Raw genomic sequence first — 26,527 nt, forward strand, 5'->3', positions numbered from 1 at the left:
AAAGAATGGCAGAGATACTGACGGAGATTTATTCGTGGATCTCGTTCGTACCGAAGATAACCTTTAAAAATTTAATAGAGATCGCGATTATAGCAATTCTGGTATATGAAATGCTGATCTGGATCAAAAATACGCGGGCGTGGACGCTTCTGAAGGGTATTGTTTTTATTCTTGCATTCTTTCTGGCAGCTGCGATCCTGGAACTGGATACGATTCTGTGGCTTCTGGAAAAGACATCGTACATTGCAGTAACGGCGATCATCGTTATTTTCCAGCCGGAGCTGCGGAAAGCACTGGAGCAGATCGGAAGCCAGAACGTGCTGACGACGCTGTTTTCAACGGATGATACGAAGAAAAATGAGGATTTCAGCGAAAAGACGATTGCAGAGCTGGTGCGTGCTTGTTTTGAGATGGGAAAAGTCAAGACGGGCGCCCTGATCGTCATCGAGAGGGGCACGCCGCTCGGAGAGATCGAGAGGACGGGCATCGAGGTCGATGGTATCGTGACGAGCCAGCTTCTGATCAATATTTTTGAGCACAACACACCGCTGCACGACGGCGCGGTCGTGATTCGCGGTAACCGTGTGACGGCGGCGACCTGTTATCTGCCGCTCTCGGACAATATGGATATCAGCAAGGCGCTGGGAACCAGACACCGTGCGGCAGTCGGAGTCAGTGAGGCGACCGATAGCGTGACGCTGGTTGTATCGGAAGAGACGGGGCGTGTGTCGGTGGCTGTGTCCGGACGGCTTAAGAGTGTCAAGGATGGAGATGAACTGAGAGATATATTGTCAGTTCTGGTAAAACGGGAAACGGAAAACACAGGTCGTTTCAGAATATGGAAGGGAAGACGCAGAAATGAAAGAAAAGCTGACGAATAATCTTGCGATCAAGCTGATTGCCCTGTTCTGTGCTTTCTTTGTGTGGCTGGCAGTCGTGAATGTGGCGAACCCGATCAAGGTATCGACGAGGGAGGTTCCGGTCACGATCACGAACGATCAGGTGCTGGAGCAGGCGGATCTTGCCTATGATGTGGTAGGCAAAAAAACGGCGGTGATCAGTTTCAAGATCCGGACGAAGGATGATTATAAGGTAAAGGCGTCGGATTTCAACGCCTATGCGGATTTATCGGAAATGTATGATGTGACGGGTGCGATCCCGATCCGAGTGGAAGTGGTGAACAATGAGGAACTGCTGGAGTCCACGCCGGTTGTGAAGTCCCCGGAGGTCATCAAGATCACGACCGAGGCGCTGCAGACCAAGGCATTTACGCTGAAAGCGTATCCTCAGGGCAAGGCGGCAGAGGGTTACGAGGCGGGTGAGGTGACAATGGTGCCATCCCAGGTGACGGTTAAAGGACCAACCTCCCTGATCGGACAGATCAGCAGCGTGGGTATCCGTTTTAATATTGACGGTGCTGCGGCGGATGTCGGTGGAACAGCAACACCGGAGTATTTTGACGCCAATGGAAATGTGCTGTCAGATTTGGGAGATTCTGTCAAGACGGTTGGCGGAGATGTCTCTTATACGATGCAGATCCTGAAAGTAAAAGAAGTACCGCTTGATTTTGACGTCAGTGGTGAAGTGGCGGATGGATACCGCTATACGGGTCCGAAGACGGATATCAAGTCGGTGTCTGTGGCGGGGCTTAAGACGGATCTGGCATCGGTCAGCACGCTCACGATTCAGGGACCGTCCCTTAATGTGCAGGGCGCGACGAAGAATGTGGAGTGCGAGATCGATCTGGATGATTATCTGCCGTCCGGGCTTACGATCGTGGGACTGGATAGCACGACGATCAACGTGACACTACAGGTCGAGAAGTTGATAGAGAAGACCTTTACGGTCAAACCGGAGGATGTGACTCTAAACGGAAAGAACAGCAGCTACAGCTATACCGTCGAAGATACGAAGATGGAAGTCAAGGTACAGGGACTTGAGGAGGATTTAAGCAGCCTGTCGGCGGCGAAGATGAATATCCGGGTCGATGTATCAGGCATGGGACTGGGCGAGCACACGGCAGCGGCGCAGTTCCAGCTGGGGGACGCGTATAAGATGCTGTCGGCGCCGGCTGTGACAGTGCGGGTCAGCGAACATGGAAGCTCCAGCGCCCAGACGACGGAAAGCACCGAGAGTGACCGTGGAGACACGGACAGCCAGAGTAGTTCCAACCGGGAGAGCGGGGCAAGCTCGGCAAAAGAAAATGTGGATGCAGAGAGCGGAAATGTGGCATAAAGCATAGTACGCCGTCCACAAATGAGGAGAAAGAAGTTAAAATAATGGTAAAAGCAAAAATTAAATTAAAAAACCCGACCGGTCTGCATTTGAGACCGGCGGGAATCCTGTGTAATGAGGCGGTAAAATTCGATTGTTCCGTCCAGTTCCAGTTCCGTGGCACCGTGTCCAATGCAAAGAGTGTCCTGAGCGTGCTTGGGGCGTGCATCAAGAGCGGTGATGAGATCGAGTTTATCTGTGATGGAAAAGACGAGGAGGAAGCTCTGTCAGCGATGCTGAAAATCGTTGATGACGGGCTGGGCGAGTAGAAAAAAACGGTGCGGTAAAAGACTGTGTACAGACGTACGGATAGGATGGAACTATGATCGTTTATTTGGTTTGCTATGCGGCTTCGCTGCTTCTGGCGCTCAGCCGCCATTATCTTTTATCCGGCGCAGGGCTTCTGGCGGCGGCGGTGTATCTGTATGCGTCAGACTATATCCGGAGTGGAAATCTTCTGCATCTGCGGGGGATTTTCGCTCTTTCCTTTGTAGGTGGACAGGGACTGGCGTGTATGAAGCTTAGTTATTTAAGTCAGGCATGGAGTGCGGGAACGTGGCTGGGACTTCTGGCGGCGTTTGCGGGCTTTTATCTGGCTTTTTATTATCTGGAAGCATTTTCCGGTGAAGCGTCCGTCCGTGTGGGCGGTCATTCCGGCGCGGTGCAGCGCCGGGGGCTGGAATCTTATGCCGGAACCGTCTTTTTCTGCGCGGTGGCGCTGGCGGCGGTATCGGCAGGCTGCTTCGCGATTGAGGCGGTCTATATGGGCTATATTCCTCTGCTGCTCCGTGGAATTCCGCATGCCTATTCCTATTTCCATGTGACCGGGCTTCATTATCTGACGGTGTCCTGTGTGCTGGTTCCGGCGCTCTCTGTGATCTATTTTTGCATCGAGGGCGGTCGCAGCCGGGGACGGCTGGTGTGTATGCTTCTGGCAGATGCAGCGGCGGTGGCGATTCCACTTCTGTGCGTGTCGCGCTCCCAGCTTCTGTTTGCGGTACTGCTGGCATTGATTACCTACATGCAGATGGAACACCAGCTGAATCCGATCTACGTTGTTTTTGCGCTGGCGGGGCTGATTATGCTCTACATTCTGCTGACGATCGCGCGCAGCCATGATACTGCCTACCTGAATACGGTTTTTGAGATGAAACGGCACCTGCCGATTTTTGTGACGCAGCCGTATATTTATATTGCAAACAATTACGATAATTTCGACTGTCTGGTCAAGGGACTTGTGAAGCACAGCTGGGGCATGAAGATGCTGGCACCGTTCTGGACGCTGACGGGACTCAAGTTTCTGGTTCCGTCGTTGACGGCATTTCCATATTATGTGACGAAGGAAGAGCTGACGACGCTGACGATGTTTTATGATGCGTACTACGATTTCGGCGTAATTGGCGTGTTCGTCTTTTCTGCCCTGTTAGGAGCGGCGGCGTATCTGCTGATGCGGATGATGCGCCAGGTGCAGAATCCGATTACCTATCTTCTGTACGCACAGTTTGCACTTTACATGCTGTTATCGTTTTTCACAACCTGGTTCAGCAATCCGTCCACATGGTTTTATTTCGCGGTGACAGCGGTTGTGACATTTCTGGTATCACATAAGATTGCAGGGCGGTAAAAATATATGGATTAAGATATAAAAATGAAATAAAATCTGCTATAATAACAAAAAGACGACAATTCAGCAAGTTAAAGTGCTGCTTGTATACAGATTGAATTGCCGCATGGATCAATTTTATAGAAAAGAGGGCAAGCCAATGATTTCAGAAAAAATGATACCGCTTATGAAAAATAACTCCGCCATCCGTATGATGTTCGAAGAGGGCAATAAGCTGGCAGCGAAATATGGACGTGAGAATGTGTTTGATTTCAGCCTTGGAAATCCGAGCGTACCGGCTCCGGCAGAGGTAAATCAGGCAATTCAGGATATCGTAAAGGAAGAAGATTCCCTGTTTGTACACGGATATATGTCCAACGCAGGCTATGAAGATGTGCGTGAGACGATCGCTCAGTCGTTAAACCGCCGGTTCGGCACCTCCTTTCACGCAGGCAACATCCTGATGACGGTCGGTGCGGCAAGTGGTTTGAATGTCATTTTAAAGACCCTGTTAAATCCAGGAGAGCAGGTCATTACCTTTGCACCATACTTTGTAGAGTATGGTTCCTATGTCCGCAACTATGACGGCGAGCTGGTGGTTGTATCTCCGAATACGGTGGATTTCCAGCCGAATCTCGTTGAATTTGAGGAAAAGATCAACGAAAAGACCAAGGCAGTGATCATCAACACCCCGAACAACCCGACCGGCGTTATTTATTCCGAGGAAACACTGCAGAAGATTGCAGCAATTCTGGAAAAGAAACAGAAGGAATTTGGTACATCGATCGTGCTTCTGTCCGATGAGCCGTATCGTGAGCTGGCTTACGACGGCGCGGTTGTACCGTATGTGACAAAATATTACCGCAATACAGTGGTTTGCTACTCTTACAGTAAGTCTCTGTCCCTTCCGGGCGAGCGTATCGGTTATCTGGTAATCCCGTCTGAGATGGATGAGAGCGCAAATGTATTCCAGGCGGCAACGATCGCGAACCGTGTTCTGGGCTGTGTCAATGCGCCATCCCTGATGCAGAGAGTCATCAAGCGCTGCGTAGATGCGAATGTGAATCTGGAAGCTTACGACCGCAACCGTAACCTGCTTTACAACGGATTGAAAGAGTGCGGATTTTCCTGCATCAAGCCGGAGGGCGCGTTCTACCTGTTTGTGAAATCTCCAGTGGAGAATGAGAAGGAATTCTGTGAGGTATGCAAACAGTACAATGTACTGGTAGTACCGGGAAGTTCATTCGCTTGCCCAGGTTATGTGCGCATTGCATACTGCGTATCATATGGACAGATCGAGAGATCGCTTCCGGCATTCAGAAAGATTGCGGAACACTATAATCTGGTATAGCGAAATTGTATCATCGTCTTGGAAAGGAAAAGGATGAGATGAAACGATGTTTTAGAATGATTCTGAATATTGTGATTCCGCTCCTTGGTTTATGTCTGGTCATCTTTTTAGGTCCCAGACTTCTGCATTTTTTCATGCCGTTTGTGGTCGGATGGATTCTGGCACTTTTAGCAAATCCGCTGGTGCGGTTTCTGGAACGGCGCGTGAAGCTGGTGCGGCGCCACGGCTCGATGCTGATCATTATCGCGGCGCTGGCGATCGTGATCGGTCTTTTTTACGGGGCGGGTCTTCTGGTTTACCGGGAAATGGGAAGTTTTCTGGCGGATGCACCGGAAATATATCAGAGTGTGATCGCTGAGATCGAGAATGCATTGCAGAATGGGCGGAAGCTTGCAGAATATTTTCCGCAGAATTTACAACCGCCGCTGCTGGCATTTTCGGATAATCTGGATGGTCTGTTTGGAAAACTGGTATCGCGGGCGGCGGAACCGACCGTGCAGATCGCCGGACATGTGGCGAAGAGTATTCCGAATCTTCTGGTAAATATGGTCATTATTATCCTGTCTTCATACCTGTTTCTGGCGGATCGGGAGTCCATCATGCGGTGGCTGAAAGAGCATCTTCCGGCATTTGTATTCCGCTATATCGAGTATATGAAACGGGACGCAAAGGGACTGATTGGTGGATATTTTCTGGCACAATTCCGTATCATGTGTGTGGTGGCGCTGATTCTCGCGGCAGGATTTTTGGTGCTGGGTGTCCGCTACGGTGTCCTGTTGGCGTTTTTGACGGCGATTCTGGATTTTCTGCCGATCTTTGGAACGGGAACGGTGCTGTTCCCATGGGCGGTTGTGAAACTGTTTGCGGGGGAGTATGCGTATGCGACCGGGCTTATCCTGCTCTACATCCTGACGCAGGTCGTCCGTCAGATCATCCAGCCGAAGATCGTCGGGGAGTCGATGGGATTGCCGCCTCTGATGACGCTGTTTCTTTTGTATCTGGGATTTAAGCTGCGCGGGCTGACAGGCATGATTCTGGCGGTGCCGGTGGGGCTTGTCTTTATCAATTTTTATAAATATGGGGCGTTTGATTCGATGATCCGGAATTTCAGGATGCTGATGGAGGCGATTCAGAAATTCCGGAGGGAAGAATAGGGGAGGTTTCCTTCTATTTCTATATAGTAAAATTTTCTTGTTTCATAGGAAATTGCGTCCTATGAAACAAAAAACGCTCCGCGAGGATGCGCACTCGCGCGAAGCAGAAACATGTCGCAAGCGACCGCGCGAGACGCCCGAATGTGCTGAGGCACATTCTTTTTTAGTAATTTAATCTGGATAAATTATGCGGCGTATCGCGATATTTTTTCTTATATGCCCGGAGGAACGCAGCATAATTGCGGAATCCGGATTGATAGCAGGCTTCTGTGACGGGGGTGCCCCGGCGCAGGAGCTCGTTTGCGTTTTGGAGGCGTTTTTCGGTCAGGTATTCGGTAATGGTGTAGCCGGTTTCCTGGCGGAAGAGACGCATCATGTGGTATTTGCTTATGTAAAAGCGGGCGGCGAGCTGGTCGATCGTATGGTCTTCTTCCGGGTGTTCAGAGAGGTAGCGCATGAGTTCCAGGATTTTTTCGCCGGAAGGGGAGGTCGGAACGTATTCCCGATGGTTTTCGGAGGCGGCGCGATCAAGATGTACCATAAATTCCAGGAATAATAAACGCAGAAGAAGCCCGGAGCCATAGCTGCTGCCACCAAGGGATTCAAAGTTAGCATTGTCTGTGCCATTGTCATTTGTACCACCTGCCTGATAGGCATTTTCCAGTCTTGACAGCGCCTCTAAGAGCGGCGTCATGGTAAGGGAACCGAGGCGCAGAACATCGGACTGCTGTTCTCTGGCAAGCTGGAAACAGAGGTCGAGCGCACAGTCAGCACAGGAGAATGCATCCAGACATTCCGGCGACAGGTAGAGGATGATGCGCTCATATCGGCTTTTGTATGGCACGACCGGCTTGTGCAGGCAGTGCGCGCCGACGAGGACGATGTCGAGCGGGCGGAGGTGGTAGGAACGGCCTTCCACGATGTAGTCCGCTTCGCCGTTTAACAGGATCAGGACTTTGTGGAAATCATGATAGTGGTAGGCAACCGGTGTATCCATCTGCCCGCGCAGGTGGAAAAGGCGGAATTCGTGGTTGAGGTAGCCGCGTTTTTCGTAGGCGGGGGATTCGTGGGTGGTGTTTTCTGGCATAAGGGGACTCCTTTTTTGAGTGTATTGCAGGTTGATTGTTGCGGGAAATTATATCTTGTATAAATGCATTGAGTTTGTTGTTTTCCTCTGAGATAAATATGTTTTGAAACACAGATATTTCATTTCTTAGTTCATATTATATAGCATTATATGCAATATTTAAAGCATGATTCTTCTATTAAAAGCTGCTATATTTTCTTAAAATTGAAATTAAAGAAAGCATAGATGGAATATTATGAAAATGCAGACATATTCAAAATATAAATGGATATGCATGATAAAGTGATTTCGAGAACGGAAGTAGAATAGAAATCATTGATGAAAGGTAACTGTTCAGTAGGTCTGCGCATTTACTGCGCTGACCGTACGAAAACATGGGTCAGCAGGCAAAAATCCCATTGCCGTAGGCAATTTTAATGGATTTTTGCGCGTGACTGTGAAGGTACTGAACAGTTACGATGAAAGATTTTTATGGTATTGATTAAAAGGGGCAGGAGGTATCGCGATGAAACAGGTTGTGCTTGAAAAATATCACTGTATGGGAAATGATTACCTGGTGTTTGATCCAAATAAGAATGATTTGGAATTGAATGCGGAGAATATCAAGAAGATGTGTAGCCGTCATTTTGGCATCGGCGCGGATGGCATTCTGGCGGGCCCATATCTGGGGGAGAATGATTTTTATGTACGCATCTACAACGCGGACGGCAGCGAGGCGGAGAAGAGCGGCAACGGCATGGGTATTTTTGCAAAATATCTGCGGGACGCGGGATATGTGCAGAAAACGACGATCTCCTGGAAAACGCTGGGAGGCGAGGAGACAGTCTTTTATCTCAACGAGGATGCGACCCGTGTGAAAATTTCGATGGGACATCCGACGTTCTGGAGCGATGAGATTCCGGTGACCGGCGAGCGGCGGGAGATGGTAAACCAGACGATGGTATTTGGAAAGATTCCGTATGTCACGACTTGTCTTTCAATGGGAAATCCGCACTGTGTTATCTGGATGAATGAGATTTCGAAGGAAATGGTGTGCCGGATCGGCGAGCATTCGGAAACATCCGAATATTTCCCGGAAAAGGTCAATACGCAGATTTTAAATGTCCTTGACCGGACGAATATCCAGATCGAGATCTATGAGAGAGGCGTTGGATATACGCTGGCGTCCGGAAGCTGCGCCTGCGCGGCGGCGAGTGCGGCATACCGCCTGGGACTTGCCGATCCGCATATGTACGTCCATATGCCGGGCGGCACGCTGGAAGTGGAAATCAAGGAGGACGGCATGGTTTACATGGTCGGCGAGGTCGGCTATGTGGGACATATCCAGTTGGGAAATGAATTGAGCGAACAGCTGCGGATTAAATAAAAAAGTATTTGACAGAAAAATATCGGACTGCTATATTTTATTTATAAAAATTGTGAAAAGAATGACAGGGGCATTCTCACACAGCAAAACGATCATAAACGTATGCTTGAAATTTTGGGGGCTGTATAGGCAGGAAAATTCTGGGCGTATATGAAAAGAGGGCGAGGGGGCTGACTGGAGACAGAGACAGCTGCCTCGTTTTTTATAGGAGGAAATGGCGATGGGAGAGAATACGAACCGATCCGAACCTTTTTTTGATGAAGATGTTGATTTGGTAAAGCTGCAGTTTACCGATATTTTTGGACAGTGCAAAATGGTCCAGATGACGCGGAGGCAGGCGGAAAAAGCGATGAAAGAGGGGTATGCAATTAACCGGTTTGCGCTCGGCGGCTTACAGAAAGCTGGGATCGAGGGCGCGGCGGCGCCGGAGTATCTGACGGACCAGAGCGAGAGTGTGGAATTGTACTTGAAGCCGGATGCATCAACGTATCAGGTTCTTCCGTGGGATTCCGGGCAGGAAAATGTAGCGCGTGTGATCTGCCAGGTCTGCAATGCGGATGGGACGCCGTCCTGGACGGATTCGCGTCATATTTTACAGGAAACGGTAAAACGTGCCGAGAAGATGGGACTGGACTTTGATTTTGATTTCCAGTGTGAGTTTTATCTGTTTCACACGGATGATGATGGGAGACCGACGACGGTGACGCATGAGGTTGCCGGGTATTATGACGCGGGGCGATCGATCTGGCAGAGGGCGTCCGCCGGGACATGGTTCTGAGCCTGGAGGAAGCAGGATTTGCGGTCGAGAGCACGCATCATGGTCTGACTGCCGGACAGCACAGCTTCGTCCTTCCGGCGCGCCGGGGCATTGAGGCAGCAGATTATTTACAGACGTTCAAGGCGGCGGTCAAACGGATTGCGAAACGCCATGGTCTGCATGCGACTTTTATGCCGAAGCCAAACATGAGCGGCGACGGATCGGGGCTTCATGTGGGCGTGTCGATCTCTTCCAGACGGGGCGCGGAGGCGATGGCGCAGGCGAAGCATTTTGCAGCAGGCGTGCTTAAAAATCTGAGTGATATGATGATTTTTACGAATCCGACCGTCAATTCATATAAACGTCTGGCGGCGGAGCGGAGCACGGTGTTCCAGCCGGAGTTCCCGGCGGCTGTGTGGGAAAAAGGAAGTGAAAAGGCAGTTCATGTGAAGGAAGACCGGAACGGACGTATTTCCGTGGAAGTGCAGTTCCCGGATCCGTCTGCGAATCCGTATCTGGCGCTGACGGCAATTCTGGCAGCAGGACTGGAAGGAATCGAGAAGGCGCTGGTGCTGGATGAAGAAGCGGGCGATGAGGATGCGCCGCGGTTCCCGGAGACATTGGGGATATTGCTCCAGAAGCTGGATCAGAATGAATTTGCACACCGTGTATTTGGGGAAAAGTTCTGCCGGATGTACGGCGAGGGCAAGAAAGAGGAGTGGGAACGCTTCTGTGCCTATGTGACGGATTGGGAAACAGCGGAATATCTGTATCGTTGTTAGGGGGTACGAAATCGCAGTGAGGTGAGACCACGTGGGAAACATCATAGTAGCATTTTCGAAGCCGCAGGACGGACGAAATATTAGAAATATACTCGTAAAACATGGAATACAGGTCACAGCCTCCTGCACATCGGGCGCGCAGGTTTTAGCGTTAACTGATGATTTGCGAAGCGGGATTGTGGTGAGCGGCTACCGGTTTGGTGATATGACCTGCCGGCAGCTTGCCGACCAGCTGCCGCCGGGATTTGATTTGCTTCTCATTGCTTCCCCAAGCCGGTGGAGCGGCGAAGCGATGGGAAAGATTGTCTGCCTGCCGGCGCCGTTTAAAATGGGAGATTTAGTTTCAACGGTCCGCATGATTGAGCAGACGCAGGCGGAAAAAAGACGGCGGATGCGTCGCCAGCCGCCGCAGAAGCGCAGGGAAGAGGATCAGAAAGCGATCGACACCGCAAAGGCGATTTTGATGGAGAGGAACCGGATGACGGAGCCAGAAGCGCATAAATATCTGCAGAAATGCAGCATGGACAGCCAGGTCAGCCTTATTGAGGCGGCACAAATGGTAATCAGTCTTTACAAAATGGCGTAAGATCCTTTAAAATAGGATCAAAAAGGCAGAAGGAGCAGTAAAAACAATGAAATTTACAAAAATGCAGGGACTTGGCAATGATTATGTCTATGTCAACTGTTTTGAAGAAACGGTAAACGATCCGGAGAAGTTGGCGATTGCCGTCAGTGACCGCCATTTTGGAATTGGTTCCGACGGATTGATTCTGATTACTCCATCCGAGGTGGCAGACTGCCGCATGGATATGTACAATCTGGACGGTTCCCGCGGCGCGATGTGCGGCAACGGCATCCGCTGTGTGGGAAAATATGCGTATGACCATCATATCGTAGACAAGTCGCAGATTTCTGTTGAGACATTGTCCGGGATTAAATATCTGGATATGAAGGTTGAAAATGGCAAAGTAACGGCGGTCACCGTCGATATGGGCGAGCCGGAGCAGACTTCCGAGCTTCCGGAGAAGATCGAGGTAGATGGAACGGAATACGAATTTACCGGAATTTCCATGGGAAATCCGCACGCCGTTCTGTTTATGGATGAGATTGATTCCTTGGATCTGGAGACGATCGGACCGAAATTCGAGTTCCATAAGCGTTTCCCGGACCGTACCAACACCGAGTTTGTCAAGGTCATTGACCGCACACACGTAAAAATGCGTGTCTGGGAGCGCGGATCCGGCGAAACGATGGCATGTGGAACAGGTGCCTGCGCGGTTGCCGTTGCATCTATTCTGGCAGGGCATACGGAGGATGAGGTTGAGGTCGAGCTGCTGGGCGGCTGCCTGCAGATCCGCTGGGACCGCGAGAAAAACCGCGTGTTCATGACTGGACCGGCGGTGGAAGTGTTTAGCGGGGAGTATGAGGAATAATTAAACAGGAAACTTTGGGACTTCTTTCACATATGGTAGTAGTACAACGATATGTGAGAGGAGTCTTTTCTTTTGGAAGAAAAAAAGAAAGTGATGATAGATGCCGGGCACGGCGGAACGAAAGATCCGGGAGCAGTATTTGAGGATCGGATGGAAAAGGACGATACCCTGCGTCTGGCGCTGGCAGTAGGGAGGATTCTCGAGGAAAATGGGGTGAATGCCGTCTACACGCGGTCAACGGACGTCTATGACACGCCCTACCAGAAAGCAGAGATGGGAAATGAGGCGGGCGCGGACTATTTTGTTTCCCTGCACCGCAATGCGGCGAGTGAGCCGGGAAAAGGTTCGGGCGTCATGACGCTGGTGTACAAGACAGGCAGGGAATCAGAACAGCTGGCGGATTCAATACAGAGAGAGCTGGCGCGCACCGGATATGTGGATCTCGGCGTGATCGAGCGCCCGGATTTGATTGTGCTGCGGAAAACGCAGATGCCGGCGGTTCTGGTTGAAGTCGGATTTATCGACAATCCGGAGGATAACAAGCGGTTTGACGCGCAGTTTGACGAAATTGCGGCGGCGGTTGCATCTGGGATTCTAAATGTAATCGATGACGACATGGATCGCCGTCCGGTGGAAGAGAGCGACTATTATTACCAGATCCAGACGGGGGCGTACCGCATCCGATCGCTGGCAGAGCAGCAGTTAGACGAACTGCGCCGTATGGGATTCCCTGCATTTCTGGTGTACGATGGGACGTATTTCAAGCTTCGGGTCGGTGCGTTTAAAAATCTCGACAACGCTGTGCGGATGGAACGGGAACTGCGGAAGGCGGGATTTCCGACGGTGCTTTTGTATGAGAGGGAGGTGAAGTAGGGGAGAAAAGCTGAAAAACAGGCACTATCTGAAAATAAGAATAGAATGACTTATTTGATTGATTTTTGCTGTGCTTTTTGTAAAAATGAATGGAAAAAATCCCCTCATTATGGTATGCTGAAGATAGAAAGCAACATGCATTTTCTTGTAGATAAAGGGAGGGGTTTGGTATGTCAGAGAAGAAAAAAATTATCATCACGATTGCGAGGCAGTATGGAAGCGGCGGTGCGGATACGGGCAAAAAGTTGGCGGAAGATCTGGGGATCAGTTTTTATGATAAGAACATTCTCCGTATGAACTCAGATGAGAGCGGTATCAAAGAGAGCTATTTCCATCTGGCAGACGAGAAGGCGGGCAACCGGCTTTTATACAAGATTATCAATACATTGACGCCGGAAAAGGGCGCACCGTCGTTCGGTTCCGATCTCATTTCAGCTGACAATCTGTTCCGCTTCCAGTCGGAAGTGATCCGGAAGCTGGCGGCGGAGGAATCCTGCGTCATCATCGGTCGCTGCGCGGATTACGTGCTGGATGGCACCGAGGGACTGATCCGCGTGTTCCTCTACGCGGATATTAAAGTGCGTGAGGAGCGCGTGCGTGAGCGGAATCTCTACGCGGACAAAGATGTCCTCAAAAATATCCACCGGATCGACCGGGAACGCCGCGATTATAATCGTTATTATGCAGGGCGCGACTGGGAGAAGCCGGAGAATTACGACCTTTTGATTAATACGACGCAGATTGGTGTGGACGGGGCGGTTCAGTTGATTAAGGATTATTTAAAAATGAGGGGGCTTTTGTAAGGGAAAAAGAATGACTTCCACTTGCAATTCAATATAGTATCGTGTAAAATGGCACATACAGCCGGGCGAATACGAGAGTGTTTGGACGGCTGTATGTGCTGTTTTGCTATTATTACAAGTAAGGGGAAAATATGAAATATCAAAATGATATTGACAAAATGAATACGAACCGGAATTTATTTCTGATGTCGCTGCCGATCTTCGTGGAGCTGTTATTGCAGCTTTTGGTCGGAAACGTTGATCAGATGATGGTAAGCCGGGTATCGCAGCCCTCGGTGGCAGCGATTGTCAATGCGAACCAGATCATGAACCTGGTGATTATCGTGCTGAGCATGGCATCGACGGCGGTTACTGTGATTTTGTCCCAGTATCTGGGCGCGCAGGATGAAAAAAATGCATCCCGGACCTGCATGGTCTCGATCGTGCTGATCGGCGGCGTCAGTCTTGCGGCAACGATCCTGGTTTTTGCCGGGCACACGCCGCTTTACCGGGCGATCCATGTGCCGGAGGAGGTTTTTGATGAGGCGTCGCTGTATCTGCTGATTGTCGGCGCATTTATTCTGGTGCAGGGACTTTATCTGACCTTCTCAGCGATGATCCGCGCATTTGCCATGGTAAAGGAAGTCATGATTATATCAGTTATCATGAATGCCATGAATATTGTGGGAAATGCGATTTTAATCAACGGCTGGTTCGGAATGCCGCAGCTTGGGGCGGTCGGGGCGGCGATCTCGACAGATATCAGTAAGTTAGTTGGTTTGGCATTGATGATCGGAATGTTTTTCAAGAGCCGCCGCGTCAAAATGGGAATGAGTTATCTGCGTCCATTTCCGGTGCAGATTTTAAAAAATCTCTGCCTGTTGGCAATTCCGACGGGGGTCGAAAGTTTTTCGTACAATCTCTCCCAGATGATGATTCTGGGAATTGTTAATTCCTTTGGCACGCTGGTTACTGTAACCAAGGGATACTGTACGATTTTTGCCAATATTGATTATGTTTATGCGATGGCGATCGCGACGGCAACCCAGATTGTGCTGGGCTACCTGATCGGAGCGCGCCGTCTGAATGATATACAGAAACGAGTGAATGCGACACTGAAGGTTGCGATTGCGGCGTGTGTCGGGATGGCGGTGCTGATGTGCCTGGGAGGTAAATACATTTTCCTGATTTTCACAGACAACCCGGAGATCATTGCGCTTGGACGGCGGATTCTGGTGATTGAGATTGTGCTGGAGATCGGGCGCGCAGTCAACATTGTTATGACCAAATGCCTGATTGCGGTCGGCGATGTCCTGACCCCGACCACGGTCGGAATCACCTTCCAGTGGGTCGTAGCTGCCGCCGGCTCCTGGTTGCTCGGCAGCAAGCTCGGCTGGGGGCTGGAAGGCGTCTGGATCGCAATGGCAGCCGATGAATGCGTGCGCGGACTCATTTACGCGGTGCATTTTAAGAAAGAACGTTGGAAGAAGAATTTTAAGGGCGTGAAGACGGAAGCAGAGTTGGGAGAGGCGTAGAAGATAAGCGAAGAAAGAAAGTGTGAGAAAAAATGAAAGAAACAGGATGGAAAAAGACAGCAGGGAATGGTTCTGATGGAAAAAGAACGGAAGGAAAGAAATCGTTTGGCCGGGGGGAGAAAACAAATGGATTTTCCAAGAATAGTGCAAAAGTGGGAGTCAATGGGGAAAAACAGGGAAAATCTGCTCGTAAAGTGTCTGGAGTTGAGGATAAATGGGGCACACATGGGGACAGGAAACGAAATGTAGGGGAAAAAGACGGTCAGAAAACGGTTCATGGTGGACAGCGTGAAAAAACAAAATGTCCGATTTACCGTGAGTGCGGTGGCTGTCAGTATCTCCATTTAACCTATGATCAGCAGTTAAAAGAAAAACAGAAGCGCATGGAAGAACTGCTGGGCGGTGTCTGTCCGGTTCGTCCGATCATTGGAATGGAAGAGCCGTATCATTACCGCAATAAAGTTCATGCGGTATTTGGATTGGATCGGAAAAATAATCCAATTTCTGGCATTTACAAAGAGGGGACACATCGGATTCTTCCGGTGGATTCCTGTCTGATTGAGGATCAGAAAGCAGACGAGATCATCGTGACGATCCGGAGTATGCTTCGTTCGTTCAAGATCCGTGTTTTTGATGAGGACACCGGATACGGTCTGCTGCGTCATGTATTGATTCGCCGCGGCTTCACAACCGGCGAGATTCTGGTCGTTTTGGTGACAGCATCCCCGGTATTCCCGTCGAAGAACAATTTCGTCAAGGCGCTTCGTGAAAAGCACCCGGAAATTACTACGATCGTCCAGAATATCAACGGCAGAAGCACCAGTATGGTGCTTGGCGACAAAGAACACGTTCTGTACGGAAAAGGATATATAGAGGATGTTCTCTGCGGGCTCCGGTTCCGTATTTCGTCCCGTTCCTTCTATCAGATTAACTCAGTTCAGACTGAGAAGCTGTACGGAAAAGCGATGGAACTGGCAGAACTTACAGGCAAGGAGACGGTGCTGGATGCTTATTGCGGCATCGGTACCATCGGACTTATCGCCAGCAAGCACGCAGGCAAGGTGATCGGTGTAGAGTTGAATCAGGATGCAGTGCGGGATGCGGTGCAGAATGCGAAGAAGAATGGCATCACCAATGCACAGTTCTTCTGCAATGATGCAGGCCGGTTCATGTCTCATATGGCAGCCAGAGGCGAGAGTGCAGATGTGGTGTTTATGGACCCGCCGAGAAGCGGAAGTACCGAGGAATTTATTGACGCGGTAGCCCTGATGCAGCCGAAACGTGTCGTCTACATTTCCTGTGGTCCGGATACATTGGCACGCGATTTGAAAGTATTCGCAAAGCACGGTTATCGGGCGAAAGAAGCATGGCCGGTGGATTTGTTTGGGTGGACGGGGCATGTGGAGACAGTAGTTCTTTTATCCCACAAAAAAGCCGACAGTTATATCCACATTGATGTGGAGTTTGGAGAGGGCGAGGGCAAGATTCCGGTAGATAGTATTGCTAAAAGAGCCGAAGCGTATAAGCCCAAAGAAAAAGTGACCTACAAAATGATTAAGGAGTACATAGAAGCGAAATACGGCTTCAAGGTACATACCGCATATATCGCAGAGGTAAAGCGAAATTTGGGATTGCCGATGTATGATGCTCCTAATGCGGTAGAAGAATTGAAACAGCCGAGGAAACATCCGACACCAGAAAAGGTAGAAGCAATCAAAGATGCACTTCGTTATTTTGCAGTGATATAAAACTTTACTTACAATCGAATATTTCTTACATAGCCGTTTATTCATTTATTTGAGTAAGCGGCTTTTTTCATCCCTATTTTTCGGAATAGGGATATTTTTTGTAGAAGGAGGAGGTTTATTTGAACACGCAAATCATCGCCATCGCCAACCAGAAAGGCGGCGTTGGCAAAACAACAACCTGTGCGAACTTGGGAATAGGTCTGGCACAGGCCGGAAAGAAAGTGCTTCTGATCGACGGGGACCCACAAGGAAGTCTGACAATCAGCTTGGGAAATCCGCAACCGGACAAGCTGCCATTTACACTGTCGGATGCAATGGGCAAAATTCTGATGGATCAGCCTATACGTCCCGGAGAAGGTATTCTGCATCATGCAGAAGGCGTTGACCTGATGCCTGCGGATATTCAGCTTTCCGGTATGGAGGTTTCTCTGGTAAACGCCATGAGCCGTGAAACGGTTTTACGGCAATATCTGGACACACTGAAGGGACAATATTCCCATATCCTGATTGACTGTCAGCCCTCGTTGGGGATGCTTACGGTCAATGCGCTGGCGGCTGCGAACAGGATCATAATTCCCGTTCAGGCAGAGTATCTGCCCGCCAAAGGGTTGGAACAGCTTCTATCTACGGTCAGTAAGGTGAAACGACAGATCAATCCAAAGCTCCAGATTGACGGTATCCTGCTGACGATGGTGGATAACCGCACCAACTTTGCCAAAGAGATTGCTGCTTTGCTGCGGGACACCTATGGAAGTAAAATCAAAGTCTTTGGAACGGAAATCCCCCATTCTGTCCGGGCAAAGGAAATTAGTGCAGAGGGAAAAAGTATTTTCGCCCATGACCCTGGCGGCAAGGTGGCAGAGGGGTATCGAAATCTGACGAAGGAGGTGTTGAAACTTGAAAAGCAGCGCGAAAAAAATAGAGCTGGCCTCGGTAGATGATCTGTTCTCCACCGAAGAAGGCCGTCAGGATGCAAAGCTGGAAAAGATTCAGGAGATTCCGCTGTCTGAACTGCATCCCTTTAAGAACCACCCATTCAAAGTCAAGGATGACGAAGCCATGATGGAGACCGCTGACAGTATCAAGCAGTATGGCGTTCTGGTTCCGGCGATTGCTCGACCGGACCCGGAGGGCGGTTATGAGCTGGTAGCCGGACACAGGCGGCACAGAGCCAGTGAGCTGGCAGACAAGGAGACCATGCCGGTCATTGTTCGGGATTTGGATGATGATGCCGCCACGATCATTATGGTTGACAGCAATCTGCAACGAGAAAGCCTGCTTCCCAGTGAAAGGGCCTTTGCCTATAAGATGAAACTGGATGCCATTAAGCACCAAGGAGCCAGGACGGATTTAACCTCGGCCCAAGTTGGGCCGAAGTTGACTGCGGCAGAAAAAATCGCGGAGAACAGTCCAGATAGCAAATCACAGATTAAAAGATTTATCCGTCTGACCGAACTGATTCCCGAACTGCTGGACATGGTGGATGAAAAGAAAATTGCCTTAAATCCTGCTTATGAGCTGTCCTTCCTCAAAAAAGAGGAACAGAGAGATTTGCTGGATGCAATGGACAGCGAACAGGCTACCCCTTCTCTTTCTCAAGCCCAGCGGCTCAAAAAATACAGTCAGGAGGGGCATCTGACCCTCGATATGATGCGTGTCATCATGGGTGAGGAAAAGAAAAGCGATCTGGACCGAGTGACATTTACCTCTGACACCTTGCGGAAGTATTTTCCTAAAAGCTATACGCCCCAGCGGATGCAGGAAACCATCATCAAGCTGCTGGAGGCATGGCAGAAAAAGCGTCAGAGAGACCAGGAACGATGAAAGGAGCCGCCTATGATGGATATTTCAGCCCGTGAGCTGAAAGGACACAACATTCTCGCCGTGGAGAGGTTTTGGGATAACACACGCTGGATGATTGAGTTTTCCGTCCTGCGTCCCAGCACAGCTTACGGCAGCCCCGGAGAGGAAATGCGGCTGTTTTTGACCGAGGACGGGTATCAGGCTGCCCTGCAAAGCCAGCAGCGTCGGGAGATTAAGATCAAGCGTTACGCTCGTGTGATTGAGGGACATATCCTCGATTTCAAACCGGGAAAACGCCGCCGCTCATAAACCCATACAACGAAAGGAAAGGAATGACTATGTGTACGGTAAAGGAAATTCAAGAAGCAATCCGGGAAGATTGCAAATCTCAGCATGACATGGAATCAACGGATATTGACCGAGTGATGCAAACACTTCCTTTCGCCCAGGAGGAGCCATTTACAGAGGCGCGTCCTCGAAAGCCGCTGTTTTGGTTCTATGCAAGAAAATTTGAAAAGTGTTGAACACCGCAATTCTTTGGAATGAGGATTGCGGTTTTTTTGTACCCAAAATTCGGAAGGAGTGAGGTCGATGGCCGTTTTTCGCATTGAACGGACCCGTGATTATACTGTGATGAGCAATCATCATTTACGAAATGCAAACCTGTCGTTAAAAGCCAAGGGACTGCTTTCCATGATGTTATCTTTGCCAGAGGACTGGAATTACACCACCCGTGGTCTTGCAAAGATCTGTAAGGAGGGCGTGGATGCCATAGGCGCTGCGTTGCGGGAATTGGAGGCTGCCGGTTACATTGTGCGGCACAAGCTGCGTGACCGGCAGGGACGCATCAGCGATACAGAGTATGTCATATACGAGCAGCCACAGCTTAGAAAACCGGATACGGATTCACCAGATACGGAAAACCCGTATATGGATAAACCGGATACGGAAAAGCCCGCAGAATTAAATATAGAGAAATCAAATACTCAAAAACAAAATATTTATGGATCAAGTACCGATTCCATTCCCTTCCGGGAAACAGCGGCGGCAAGACCGCCGGAACGGAAAGGAAGAGATGCGATGTCTGTCACAGAGATAGAAAATTATCGGGAATTGATTTTGGAGAATATCGAGTATGACTGTCTGAAACAGCGTTATCCTCTCTACCTGGATGACCTGAATGAGATCGTAGAGCTGTTGGTAGAAACGGTCTGTGCCAGACGAAAGACCACCCGGATCTCTGGGGCAGACTTTCCTCACGAGATCGTGCGTTCCCGTTTTTTGAAACTGGACAGCTCCCACATCGAGTTTGTTATGGACTGTCTGCAAAAGAACACCACCCAGGTACGCAACATGAAGCAGTACCTGCTTGCGGTGCTGTTCAATGCGCCTACCACCATGAATAATCACTTCACTTCATTGGTCAACCACGATATGCACGCAGGCGCTGGTAAAGGCCGCCTTTTATCATGCCAAAGGAGGCACGACATGAACCAGATGGAAATTTTCAAAAACCCGGAGTTTGGCAGTATCCGGGTCATCGAAGAAAACGGCAAATACCTGTTCTGCGGAACGGATGTGGCCGCTGCGCTGGGGTACAGCAATTCCCGCGATGCAATTATCCGCCATTGTAGGTATGTCGTGAAACGCGACGCACCTCACCCACAAAGCCCCGACCGCAAAATCAGTATGACTTTTATCCCCGAAGGAGATTTGTACCGCCTGATTGTTCACAGCAAATTGCCATCGGCAGAACAGTTTGAACAGTGGGTATTCGATGAGGTTCTGCCTACCATTCGCAAGCACGGGGCCTATCTCACAAGAGAGAAGCTTTGGGAGGTAGCTACTTCCCCGGAGGCTCTGATGAAGCTCTGCTCAGACTTGTTGGCTGAGCGTGAAGCAAATATTTCTCTGCGTAAGGAAAATGCACAGCTGGAGGGCAAAGCCGCTTTCTATGACCTGTTCATCGACTTAAAGCACAGCACCAATCTCAGGACAACCGCCAAAGAGTTGGATGTCCCGGAGCGCCGGTTTGTTCGGTTTCTGATAGAACGACGGTTTGTGTACCGCACAGCATCCGGCAATGTGCTGCCCTATGCCAATGTGAAAAATACGGGGCTGTTCTGTGTGAAAGACTACTGCAATCACGGGCATACCGGCTCCTACACGCTGGTTACGCCAAAGGGAAAGCTCTACTTTGCTCAGCTGCGGGAGATGATCTTGCTGGTCTCATAAGAACGGAAAGGAAGTGGGTTTTATGCAGGAAGGCAAAACAATCGGGCAGCTGATGGAGGAAATGCGCCAGAAAGCCGGGGCGCAGAACTATCACGGTCATGACTACATGGATCTCCAGCGATTTGCGGAGAACACCCGGCACATGATTATTTTTGATGTACTGACGCATGACTCCCCGGTTGGCTGGAAAGGAGAACGCACCCGCCTGTTTTTGTCAGATATAGGCTATGAAAAAGCTCTGGACAGTCAGGCAAATGGGCAGATCAAGATTCTCAGCCATGCAAAGGTCAGAAATGGAGATTTGTTTTATGACCACAAAGAACAGATACGATAGGAGGAAGCCGATATGAATGAGGAAAAGAAAGTACCCTTTAAGTGGGAATATGGGGAAGAAACCATATCGCTGCAACTTGGAATGTATGCGAATAATCAGCGGCTTTATATCGGCATGATTACCCATACAGAAGATGGAGCAGAGGCGTTTGCAGATATGACGGTGAACCTACCAGGATATTCCCTGGACCCCGGAGAGGCGTTTATTTCCGGTGACATCAGCAAGGATTTGCTGCGATTCATCAAAGAGAACAAATTGGGGAAGGTGCTTCCCTATCAGGTGCAGTCCGGTTATGGGAAATATTCTGCTGTTGCCTTTGATCTGGAGAAGTTGAAGGCATTTGATCCCAAAGGTGTGGCAGAGTTTCGGGAAGTGTGGAATCTGCCGGATAAGAAGCCGGTAAAGAAAAAGAGCCGCGGGATGGAGCGATGAAGAAATATTTTCTTCGGCGGCTGGTGGTCCCGCCTTAGAAAGAAATGCACCACCCCTGCACATTTTGTGGAAAGGAGGCGATGAAAATGCAGGAAGAAGTGGAAAACAGGACTTTAACGCTGGTTGTCAGTGGAACAAAGTTCACCGGCAGGCTGCTCAAAGCCGCCATCAGCAAGTACATGGCCCACTGCAAGGAAAAGAAGCTGCAAAAGCAGAGAAGCCGTGACGCTCCTGTGACACCTCACGGCAAACAGACCGTCAAGCAGCTCATTGGTCAGAATCAGGGGATCTCCAATATCGAGATCACAGACCCTTCCATCAAGGAATTTGAGAAGATCGCCCGGAAATATGGTGTGGACTATGCGGTGAAGAAAGACCGCAGTAGCTCCCCGCCCAAGTACCTGATCTTTTTCAAAGGCCGTGACGCCGATGCGCTGACCGCTGCATTTACCGAGTACACCAGCAAAAAGGTCAAGAAGGCCGAGAAAACAGAACGCCCGTCTGTGCTGGCAAAACTCAGTCAGTTCAAAGAGATGGTCAAAAATGCCGTGGTGGACCGCACCAAGCGAAAGGAGCTGGAACGATGAAAAAGCAGTTTGACATCAAAAAGCTCGTTTTGCTGAACCTGCCCTATCTCCTGATGGGGCTGTTTGCTACCAATTTCGGGGAGGCATGGCGACTGGCTCAGGGGGCAAATATTTCAGAGAAATTCCTTTCTCTGTTTGCTGTCCTGCCTGGGGCGCTGCAAAGCTTCTGGCCCAGCCTGCACCCGCTGGATCTGCTGGTGGGGCTGTGCTGCGGTGCTGGTCTGCGTCTGGCGGTGTATCTCAAAAGTAAAAACGCCAAGAAGTACCGTCACGGCATGGAGTATGGTTCTGCCCGTTGGGGAACCCGTGAGGATATTGCTCCCTACATCGACCCGGTGTTCCAGAACAATGTCATTCTCACAAAAACCGAAAGCCTGACCATGAACAGTCGCCCCAAGGACCCAAAGACCGCCAGAAACAAAAATGTGCTGGTGATCGGCGGCTCCGGTTCCGGTAAGACCCGCTTCTGGCTCAAACCGAATTTGATGCAGATGCACTCGTCCTATGTAGTCACCGATCCGAAGGGAACCATTTTGGTGGAGTGCGGAAAAATGCTCCAAAGGGGCGCACCCAAGCTGGGAAAGGACGGAAAGCCCATGAAGGATAAGCACGGCAAGGTCATTTATGAGCCGTACCGCATCAAGGTCCTCAATACCATCAACTTCCGAAAATCAATGCACTATAACCCTTTCGCCTATATCCATAGCGAAAAGGACATCTTGAAGCTGGTCACAACGCTGATCGCCAATACCAAAGGCGAAGGCAAGGCCGGGGACGATTTTTGGGTCAAGGCAGAAACGCTTCTCTATTGTGCGCTCATTGGCTATATCCACTATGAGGCTCCGGTGGAGGAACAGAATTTCTCCACCCTTATTGAGTTCATCAACGCTATGGAAGTCCGGGAGGATGACGAGGAGTTCAAAAACCCCGTGGATCTTATGTTTGATGCATTGGAAGCCGAGAAGCCGAACCACTTTGCGGTGCGCCAGTATAAGAAATATAAGCTGGCCGCCGGTGTTGTATGCTCTAAAAGACTTCTTAATCAAGCGGTTGGGAAGTCTCTTAGAACACACAACCTAAAACCGAAGAAAGGAGCGCAAGTTATGAGAAAAAACGAGAAAATCACAGCTCTGTACGAACGACTGAGCCGTGATGACTTTGGCAAAGATGATGACCAACAGCGTGAGAGCAACTCCATATCCAATCAAAAAGCAATGTTGGAGGAGTTCGCCGCACGGCAGGGGTTTACGAACATTGTCCATTTCACGGACGATGGCATTAGCGGCACTTGCTTTGACCGTCCCGGATTTCTGGCAATGATGAAAGAGGTTGAAGCCGGAAATGTGGAGTATCTGTGTATCAAGGACATGAGCCGCATGGGTCGTGACTATCTGAAAGTCGGTCAGATTATGGAAATCCTGCGTCAGCGTGGCGTGCGACTTATCGCCATCAATGACGGCGTGGATAGTGCCAGAGGTGACGATGATTTTACCCCTTTCCGCAACATTATGAACGAATACTACGCCAGAGACACCAGCCGTAAAATCCGTTCCACTTTCCAGTCCAAAGGCAAGTCCGGCAAGCACCTCACAGGCACGGTCATTTACGGCTATCTCTGGAACGAAGCCAGAGACCAATGGTTGGTTGACCCCGAAGCCGCTGATGTGGTCAAGCGCATCTTTGCCATGACGATTGAGGGCTACGGTCCGTATCAGATCGCCAGCAAGCTGAAAGAAGAAAAAATTCTCATTCCGTCCGCTTACCTTGCCCAGCACGGCGAGGGCGTGAACAAGAATAAGACTTTCAAAGATGTGTACGGCTGGGGTTCTTCCACCATCTGCAACCTTCTTGAAAAGCGTGAATATCTGGGACACACCATCAATTTCAAGACCCGAAAGCACTTCAAGGACAAGAAAAGCCATTATGTCCCGGAGGACGAATGGACGATTTTTGAGAATACGCACGAAGCTATTATTGACCAGCAGACCTTTGACCTTGTGCAGAAAATCCGTGGGAATGTCAGACGCTACCCGGACGGCTGGGGCGAAGCAGCTCCCCTCACAGGCTTGCTTTATTGTGCCGATTGCGGCGGCAAGATGTATGTCCACCGCACCAATAACGGCAAGCGCATTTCTCAATACACCTGCTCACAGTACACAAAAGTTCCTTGCGGGACACTCTGCAAGACCCAGCACCGTATCAATGAAGATGTGGTACTGTCCCTTGTTTCCGAAATGCTCAAAGCTATTGCCGAGTATGCCAAGCATGACCGAGCCGAGTTTGTCCGTGTGGTGCAGGAAGCGCAGTCCAGCCAGCAGACGGCAGAGGTCAGAAAACAGCGCACACGCCTTGCCACAGCAAAGCAGAGAGTTTCCGAGCTGGAAGTCCTGCTCTGCAAAATCTATGAGGACAACATTTTAGGCAAGCTGTCCGACAGCAGATACGCCACTCTGGACGCTCAATACGAAAAGGAACAGTCCGAGCTTACCGCTGAAATCTCTGTTCTGGAAAAGGCTGTCAAGAGCTATGAGAAGCACGAAAAGGACGCTGACCGTTTTATCGCTCTGATTGACAAATATGAGAACTTCGACAAGCTGACCATTGCCATGCTCAACGAGTTTATCGAGAAAATCCTTGTGCATGAGCGTGACCGCAAGGGCAGTATACAGACCACACAGGAGGTTGAGATTTACTTCAATTTTGTTGGGCGTTTCGTTCCCCCGGCGTTTGGAGAAGTGGAGCTGACCCCGGAGGAATTAGAAGAAATCCGCAAGCGAGAGGAACGCAAGGACAGACTTCATCAGAACTACTTGAAGCGTAAAGCCAGCGGAGCGCAGAAGCGATACGAGGATAAAATCAAGGAGCGGAAAAAGGCAGAAATCGAAGCCAAGAAAGCCGCCATTCGTGCAGAGGACATTGCAAAGGGCGTGTTCGTCCCTGTCAGCAGCTTACCGCAGAGAGAGCCAATGAAAGGAGTACAATCAGCATGAATATCACTTACACACAGAACGGCGATTATCTTATCCCGAACATCGTTATCCGCAAGACCAAGCCCATCGGACACTACGGCAGACTTCGCAAGGCGTATCTGGAAATGCACCGCCCGATACTGTTCAATGAACTGGTGCTATCCGACAAGCTCTTTGAACATTGTGCCGAGATTGACGAAGCGGCACGAAACCGCATGGAGCTGATCGTGCGGTCACTGGCAGAGCAAAACGGTGTGACTGAGCAACTGAAAGCCGATAATCAAATGGAATGGGTGCGGCAGATGAACGCTTGCAAGGCACAGGCAGAGGAGATTGTGAAAGCAGAATTGATTTATGATTGAGTGAGGAAGTCCGGGCAGAAAACTGTTCGGACTTTTCTCATATATTCCAAAGTTGCGATAGAATTGTTCACGAGTTTTATGGTATAATTTGAATGCGAAAAATCGTAGAATTGGAAGTTGGTAGGAGGTTGCTTTATGAGCCTTGATAGGAAAATAAATCGCATTCAATTTCTCTCAGGAAATTCGCTAAAGGTTATTGCTGTACTGACAATGCTTATTGACCATCTATGTAAAATTGTGCTGCAATGGCTGCTATCAAACTACTGGGGGGCTATGGCAGATAACGGGCAAATGTCGTGGGAGAGATTCCGAGAGATAGATTATTTCATACGGTTTGATTTGCAAAGCATTGGGACGATTGCTTTTCCGCTATTCTGTTTTTTGCTGGCAGAAGGATTCCAACACACAAGAAGTAAAAAACGCTATATTGGGTTGATGCTTGCATTTGCCCTTATTTCGGAAGTTCCATTTGACATAGGTTTCTTTAGTGCGTATTCACGAATGGAAGATACATTTCCGTTTTACTTGAAGTATCAAAATGTATTTTTCACCTTGTTTTTAGGCTTATTGACATTGGTATGCCTTGAAAGATTTTCGTGTAAATCAGACCTACCGGTGGATAGAATAAAATCAGCAGTCCTGCAAGTTCTCAGTGTAGTGCTTTTTTCCGGCATTGCGGAAGGAATCCATTGTGACTACGGTATGCAGGGGATCTTATTCATATCAGCATTTTATATTTGCCGTAATCACCGAATCTATCAAGTGTTGCTGTTCCTTTTGGCTTACATGGGGACAACGGGGAATCAACCGCCTTTATGTACGCTTCTTGCCTGCTTGCTTATTCTGCTATACAACGGAAAGCGTGGTAAACTGAAGCTAAAATACTTCTTCTATGTTTTTTATCCAGCACATATCCTTGTCCTATATTTGATTCAGATAGGACTCGGAAAATACTTACTGAAATGACTAATTGCAGTTTGTCGAGAAATTAAGCCGGAGCAAACCCCTTTAGGAACTAAAGGGCGCACTTCTATACTCTCTGTCGAGAGTAGTGCGTCCT

27 protein-coding genes and 1 pseudogene are annotated in these 26,527 nt (G+C 49.5%); 27 read left to right on the top strand and 1 reads right to left on the bottom strand.

Annotated features, from left to right (window positions below; all coding sequences use genetic code 11):
- Window positions 1-5 precede the first annotated feature (5 nt).
- From cdaA to ytvI, 6 genes are all read left to right on the top strand, one after another.
- Entirely contained in the window at window positions 6-881 is an 876-nt protein-coding gene (cdaA, locus tag DW085_RS13710) for a diadenylate cyclase CdaA (RefSeq protein WP_118467076.1), read from the top strand.
- On the top strand, window positions 859-2,235 hold the full coding sequence (locus tag DW085_RS13715; protein WP_118493222.1) for a CdaR family protein: 1,377 nt from the start codon (window positions 859-861) through the stop codon (window positions 2,233-2,235). The genes cdaA and DW085_RS13715 overlap by 23 nt, the downstream gene beginning before the upstream one ends.
- Before the next feature lie 44 nt (window positions 2,236-2,279).
- The gene (locus DW085_RS13720) at window positions 2,280-2,543 is read left to right on the top strand and encodes an HPr family phosphocarrier protein (RefSeq protein ID WP_107001249.1); all 264 of its coding nucleotides are present in this window, start codon (window positions 2,280-2,282) and stop codon (window positions 2,541-2,543) included.
- A 53-nt stretch (window positions 2,544-2,596) separates the two neighbouring features.
- On the top strand, window positions 2,597-3,898 hold the full coding sequence (locus DW085_RS13725) for an O-antigen polymerase (protein WP_118493224.1): 1,302 nt from the start codon (window positions 2,597-2,599) through the stop codon (window positions 3,896-3,898).
- A 139-nt stretch (window positions 3,899-4,037) separates the two neighbouring features.
- The gene (locus tag DW085_RS13730; protein WP_107001247.1) at window positions 4,038-5,228 is read left to right on the top strand and encodes a pyridoxal phosphate-dependent aminotransferase; all 1,191 of its coding nucleotides are present in this window, start codon (window positions 4,038-4,040) and stop codon (window positions 5,226-5,228) included.
- A 38-nt stretch (window positions 5,229-5,266) separates the two neighbouring features.
- Window positions 5,267-6,382 (top strand): sporulation integral membrane protein YtvI, encoded by a 1,116-nt coding sequence (ytvI, locus tag DW085_RS13735; RefSeq protein WP_117795979.1) that lies wholly within the window; start codon window positions 5,267-5,269, stop codon window positions 6,380-6,382.
- Between the two features lie 163 nt (window positions 6,383-6,545).
- Here ytvI and DW085_RS13740 read toward each other — a convergent pair whose 3' ends face one another.
- Window positions 6,546-7,469, bottom strand: a complete 924-nt coding sequence (locus tag DW085_RS13740) for an AraC family transcriptional regulator (protein WP_118493226.1) — start codon at window positions 7,467-7,469, stop codon at window positions 6,546-6,548.
- 505 nt (window positions 7,470-7,974) lie between these two features.
- Here DW085_RS13740 and dapF (DW085_RS13745) point away from each other — a divergent pair.
- The 21 genes and pseudogenes from dapF (DW085_RS13745) to DW085_RS13840 all read left to right on the top strand — a co-directional run bounded on the left by dapF (DW085_RS13745) (window position 7,975) and on the right by DW085_RS13840 (window position 26,433).
- Entirely contained in the window at window positions 7,975-8,835 is an 861-nt protein-coding gene (dapF, locus tag DW085_RS13745) for a diaminopimelate epimerase (protein WP_022358537.1), read from the top strand.
- A gap of 220 nt (window positions 8,836-9,055) precedes the next feature.
- Entirely contained in the window at window positions 9,056-9,613 is a 558-nt protein-coding gene (locus DW085_RS19890) for a hypothetical protein (RefSeq protein ID WP_243034034.1), read from the top strand.
- Window positions 9,604-10,374 (top strand): glutamine synthetase family protein, encoded by a 771-nt coding sequence (locus DW085_RS19895; protein ID WP_243034035.1) that lies wholly within the window; start codon window positions 9,604-9,606, stop codon window positions 10,372-10,374. Before DW085_RS19890 ends, DW085_RS19895 begins: the two co-directional genes overlap by 10 nt.
- Window positions 10,375-10,405: 31 nt before the next feature.
- Window positions 10,406-10,960: an ANTAR domain-containing protein gene (locus DW085_RS13755; RefSeq protein WP_118471876.1), complete on the top strand. Its 555-nt coding sequence runs from the start codon at window positions 10,406-10,408 to the stop codon at window positions 10,958-10,960.
- A gap of 46 nt (window positions 10,961-11,006) precedes the next feature.
- Window positions 11,007-11,807, top strand: a complete 801-nt coding sequence (gene dapF / locus DW085_RS13760) for a diaminopimelate epimerase (protein ID WP_118493228.1) — start codon at window positions 11,007-11,009, stop codon at window positions 11,805-11,807.
- 72 nt (window positions 11,808-11,879) lie between these two features.
- Entirely contained in the window at window positions 11,880-12,680 is an 801-nt protein-coding gene (locus tag DW085_RS13765; protein WP_118493230.1) for an N-acetylmuramoyl-L-alanine amidase, read from the top strand.
- A 170-nt stretch (window positions 12,681-12,850) separates the two neighbouring features.
- The gene (locus DW085_RS13770) at window positions 12,851-13,483 is read left to right on the top strand and encodes a cytidylate kinase-like family protein (protein WP_022358543.1); all 633 of its coding nucleotides are present in this window, start codon (window positions 12,851-12,853) and stop codon (window positions 13,481-13,483) included.
- A gap of 131 nt (window positions 13,484-13,614) precedes the next feature.
- Entirely contained in the window at window positions 13,615-14,997 is a 1,383-nt protein-coding gene (locus DW085_RS13775; RefSeq protein WP_118471878.1) for an MATE family efflux transporter, read from the top strand.
- Between the two features lie 32 nt (window positions 14,998-15,029).
- Window positions 15,030-16,745 carry a 23S rRNA (uracil(1939)-C(5))-methyltransferase RlmD gene (gene rlmD, locus DW085_RS13780; RefSeq protein ID WP_118493232.1) on the top strand — a complete coding sequence of 572 codons (1,716 nt, stop codon included), beginning with the start codon at window positions 15,030-15,032 and terminating at the stop codon, window positions 16,743-16,745.
- A gap of 119 nt (window positions 16,746-16,864) precedes the next feature.
- A complete protein-coding gene (locus DW085_RS13785; RefSeq protein ID WP_118493234.1) occupies window positions 16,865-17,686 on the top strand; it encodes a ParA family protein in 822 nt (273 codons plus the stop codon).
- A complete protein-coding gene (locus tag DW085_RS13790) occupies window positions 17,643-18,569 on the top strand; it encodes a ParB/RepB/Spo0J family partition protein (protein ID WP_007886608.1) in 927 nt (308 codons plus the stop codon). Before DW085_RS13785 ends, DW085_RS13790 begins: the two co-directional genes overlap by 44 nt.
- A 12-nt stretch (window positions 18,570-18,581) precedes the next feature.
- Window positions 18,582-18,857: a DUF5720 family protein gene (locus DW085_RS13795; RefSeq protein ID WP_005335947.1), complete on the top strand. Its 276-nt coding sequence runs from the start codon at window positions 18,582-18,584 to the stop codon at window positions 18,855-18,857.
- Window positions 18,858-18,886: 29 nt separating this feature from the next.
- Window positions 18,887-19,072, top strand: coding sequence for a hypothetical protein (locus tag DW085_RS13800; protein ID WP_009322017.1), 186 nt, complete (start codon window positions 18,887-18,889; stop codon window positions 19,070-19,072).
- Window positions 19,073-19,139: 67 nt separating this feature from the next.
- Window positions 19,140-19,994, top strand: a pseudogene (locus tag DW085_RS13805) (DUF6017 domain-containing protein); the annotation flags it as partial.
- A 42-nt stretch (window positions 19,995-20,036) separates the two neighbouring features.
- The gene (locus DW085_RS13810; RefSeq protein WP_009004944.1) at window positions 20,037-20,783 is read left to right on the top strand and encodes a phage antirepressor KilAC domain-containing protein; all 747 of its coding nucleotides are present in this window, start codon (window positions 20,037-20,039) and stop codon (window positions 20,781-20,783) included.
- A gap of 22 nt (window positions 20,784-20,805) precedes the next feature.
- Window positions 20,806-21,117, top strand: coding sequence for a DUF5720 family protein (locus DW085_RS13815; protein ID WP_025487374.1), 312 nt, complete (start codon window positions 20,806-20,808; stop codon window positions 21,115-21,117).
- Between the two features lie 12 nt (window positions 21,118-21,129).
- Window positions 21,130-21,549: a DUF4313 domain-containing protein gene (locus tag DW085_RS13820; RefSeq protein WP_118493236.1), complete on the top strand. Its 420-nt coding sequence runs from the start codon at window positions 21,130-21,132 to the stop codon at window positions 21,547-21,549.
- Between the two features lie 86 nt (window positions 21,550-21,635).
- On the top strand, window positions 21,636-22,136 hold the full coding sequence (locus tag DW085_RS13825) for a PcfB family protein (RefSeq protein WP_002570687.1): 501 nt from the start codon (window positions 21,636-21,638) through the stop codon (window positions 22,134-22,136).
- Window positions 22,133-25,126 (top strand): DUF4368 domain-containing protein, encoded by a 2,994-nt coding sequence (locus DW085_RS13830; protein ID WP_118493238.1) that lies wholly within the window; start codon window positions 22,133-22,135, stop codon window positions 25,124-25,126. The genes DW085_RS13825 and DW085_RS13830 overlap by 4 nt, the downstream gene beginning before the upstream one ends.
- Window positions 25,123-25,467, top strand: coding sequence for a TnpV protein (locus DW085_RS13835; protein ID WP_033119194.1), 345 nt, complete (start codon window positions 25,123-25,125; stop codon window positions 25,465-25,467). The genes DW085_RS13830 and DW085_RS13835 overlap by 4 nt, the downstream gene beginning before the upstream one ends.
- Window positions 25,468-25,602: 135 nt before the next feature.
- Window positions 25,603-26,433, top strand: a complete 831-nt coding sequence (locus tag DW085_RS13840; RefSeq protein ID WP_025483373.1) for a TraX family protein — start codon at window positions 25,603-25,605, stop codon at window positions 26,431-26,433.
- Window positions 26,434-26,527 lie beyond the last annotated feature (94 nt).

The sequence above is a fragment of the Clostridium sp. AF50-3 genome, assembly GCF_003477445.1.
GTDB classification, from domain to species: Bacteria; Bacillota; Clostridia; order Lachnospirales; family Lachnospiraceae; genus Otoolea; species Otoolea fessa.

Coding starts and splice junctions, on each gene's coding strand:
- ytvI (WP_117795979.1), top strand. CDS start 5,267: ATGAAACGATGTTTTAGAATGATTCTGAATATTGTGATTCCGCTCCTT.
- DW085_RS13810 (WP_009004944.1), top strand. CDS start 20,037: ATGAACCAGATGGAAATTTTCAAAAACCCGGAGTTTGGCAGTATCCGG.
- DW085_RS13795 (WP_005335947.1), top strand. CDS start 18,582: ATGATGGATATTTCAGCCCGTGAGCTGAAAGGACACAACATTCTCGCC.
- DW085_RS13835 (WP_033119194.1), top strand. CDS start 25,123: ATGAATATCACTTACACACAGAACGGCGATTATCTTATCCCGAACATC.
- DW085_RS13830 (WP_118493238.1), top strand. CDS start 22,133: ATGAAAAAGCAGTTTGACATCAAAAAGCTCGTTTTGCTGAACCTGCCC.
- DW085_RS13840 (WP_025483373.1), top strand. CDS start 25,603: ATGAGCCTTGATAGGAAAATAAATCGCATTCAATTTCTCTCAGGAAAT.
- DW085_RS19890 (WP_243034034.1), top strand. CDS start 9,056: ATGGGAGAGAATACGAACCGATCCGAACCTTTTTTTGATGAAGATGTT.
- DW085_RS13820 (WP_118493236.1), top strand. CDS start 21,130: ATGAATGAGGAAAAGAAAGTACCCTTTAAGTGGGAATATGGGGAAGAA.
- DW085_RS13800 (WP_009322017.1), top strand. CDS start 18,887: ATGTGTACGGTAAAGGAAATTCAAGAAGCAATCCGGGAAGATTGCAAA.
- DW085_RS13815 (WP_025487374.1), top strand. CDS start 20,806: ATGCAGGAAGGCAAAACAATCGGGCAGCTGATGGAGGAAATGCGCCAG.
- DW085_RS13740 (WP_118493226.1), bottom strand. CDS start 7,469: ATGCCAGAAAACACCACCCACGAATCCCCCGCCTACGAAAAACGCGGC.
- dapF (WP_118493228.1), top strand. CDS start 11,007: ATGAAATTTACAAAAATGCAGGGACTTGGCAATGATTATGTCTATGTC.
- DW085_RS13720 (WP_107001249.1), top strand. CDS start 2,280: ATGGTAAAAGCAAAAATTAAATTAAAAAACCCGACCGGTCTGCATTTG.
- dapF (WP_022358537.1), top strand. CDS start 7,975: ATGAAACAGGTTGTGCTTGAAAAATATCACTGTATGGGAAATGATTAC.
- DW085_RS13725 (WP_118493224.1), top strand. CDS start 2,597: ATGATCGTTTATTTGGTTTGCTATGCGGCTTCGCTGCTTCTGGCGCTC.
- DW085_RS13775 (WP_118471878.1), top strand. CDS start 13,615: ATGAAATATCAAAATGATATTGACAAAATGAATACGAACCGGAATTTA.
- DW085_RS13770 (WP_022358543.1), top strand. CDS start 12,851: ATGTCAGAGAAGAAAAAAATTATCATCACGATTGCGAGGCAGTATGGA.
- rlmD (WP_118493232.1), top strand. CDS start 15,030: ATGAAAGAAACAGGATGGAAAAAGACAGCAGGGAATGGTTCTGATGGA.
- DW085_RS13825 (WP_002570687.1), top strand. CDS start 21,636: ATGCAGGAAGAAGTGGAAAACAGGACTTTAACGCTGGTTGTCAGTGGA.
- DW085_RS13730 (WP_107001247.1), top strand. CDS start 4,038: ATGATTTCAGAAAAAATGATACCGCTTATGAAAAATAACTCCGCCATC.
- DW085_RS13715 (WP_118493222.1), top strand. CDS start 859: ATGAAAGAAAAGCTGACGAATAATCTTGCGATCAAGCTGATTGCCCTG.
- cdaA (WP_118467076.1), top strand. CDS start 6: ATGGCAGAGATACTGACGGAGATTTATTCGTGGATCTCGTTCGTACCG.
- DW085_RS19895 (WP_243034035.1), top strand. CDS start 9,604: ATGGTTCTGAGCCTGGAGGAAGCAGGATTTGCGGTCGAGAGCACGCAT.